A 1,689-nucleotide genomic window follows, 5' to 3' on the forward strand; every position below is an offset into this window, starting at 1 on the left:
TATCACCATCTTTTTCTTTATCTACAACTACTACCTCTTTTATTCCTTCTACTTCTAATAATCTAGTCTCTATTTCTCCAAGCTCTATTCTAAATCCACGCACTTTTACTTGATGATCTATTCTTCCCAAAAATTCTATATTCCCATCTGGTAACCATCTTGCTAAATCTCCAGTTTTGTACATTCTTTCTCCAGATTTATATGGATTCTCTATAAATTTTTCCTCTGTTAATTTATTATTGTTTAAATATCCTCTTGCCACGCCTGTACCACTTATACATAGTTCGCCTCCTACATTAATTGGTACTAACTTCATCATTTTATCTAAAATATATACTTTATTATTACCTATAGGTTTTCCTATAACTGGCATGCTTCTTATATTATTAGATGCATTTATTGTAGTAGTTGTAACAACATGAGTTTCTGAAGGTCCATAGTGATTATGAATGTTTATATCACTTTGATAAATTAAATCCTTTAATTTATCAGTTAGAGTTAATTGTTCACCAGCAACAATTATATTTCTAACATTATTAATAAGACATTCAATAAATTTTTCTTCTGATTGTAATAATTTAAAATATGCTGTTGGTAAAAATACAGTTTTTATTTGTTTTTTAACTATAAAGTTTAGTAAGCTTACTACATCTTTTCTTACTTCATCTTTAATTAAATATAATTCTCCACCAGCTAGCAAAGTAGATAATATTTCCTGGCTAGCTACATCAAAACATAAATTTGCAAATTGTAATACTTTTGTTTTTAATTCAATGTTAGTATTATTAATTTCAAAATTAATTAAATTTGCTAAACTATTATTTTTAAACATAACTCCCTTAGGAGTGCCTGTCGTTCCAGAGGTATATATAATATATAGAAGATTATCAGGCTCACTTATATTAGGTAAATTGATGCAAATTTGATAATATAAACTTTCTTCTTCTAAATAAAGCATTTCTCCATTAAATAGTATATTGTTAAATAGGTCTTTTTGCGTTAAAACAATCTGGCAATCACTATTTTTCAATATAAACTCAATTCTTTCATTTGGATATGATATATCTATTGGTAAATACGCTCCACCGGCTTTTAATATAGAAATAATACCAACTATCATCTCTATAGAACGTTCCACCATAATACCTACTACAACATCCGGACCTACTCCTTTGTCCCTTAATATCATTGCCAATGAGTTAGCCTTATCATTGAGTTCTCTATAAGTTATCTCTTCATTTTCAAACACAACAGCAATATTATCTGGTGTCTTTTCTACTTGGTTTTCAAATAATTCCTTAATAGTTTTATTACTTGGATATTTTACTGTTGTATTATTAAAATCTATTAATAATTTTTTCTTTTCATCCTCATTAATAATTTCTATATCTTTAATTTTAATATTCCTATTAGTGATTATTTTCTTAACTAAATTTAAAAAATGTTCTTTCATTCTTTCTATAGTTTCTTTTTTATATAACTTCTTAGCATATTCTAAATTTAAATATATATTATCTTTACCTTCTATTGCTATCATAGTTATATCGAATTTAGCCATATTATTTTTTAAATTATAAGGTTTAATCTTTAATCTTTCTAATTCTAATGAGTTCATCTCCATATTCTGCATTATAAACATAACATCAAATAATGGATTTCTACTTGCATCTCTTCTCACGTTTACTTTTT

Annotated in this window: 1 protein-coding gene; it reads right to left on the reverse strand. The window is 26.1% G+C overall.

Going from position 1 to position 1,689, the window contains the following annotated elements:
• Window positions 1-1,678: non-ribosomal peptide synthetase (locus tag BUB01_RS22465; protein ID WP_143152559.1), on the reverse strand; the 1,678-nt coding region annotated here is incomplete at its 3' end.
• Between the last annotated feature and the right edge of the window lie 11 nt (window positions 1,679-1,689).

Origin of the sequence: Clostridium cavendishii DSM 21758, assembly GCF_900141845.1 — a bacterium.
GTDB lineage: Bacteria > Bacillota > Clostridia > Clostridiales > Clostridiaceae > Clostridium_AG > Clostridium_AG cavendishii.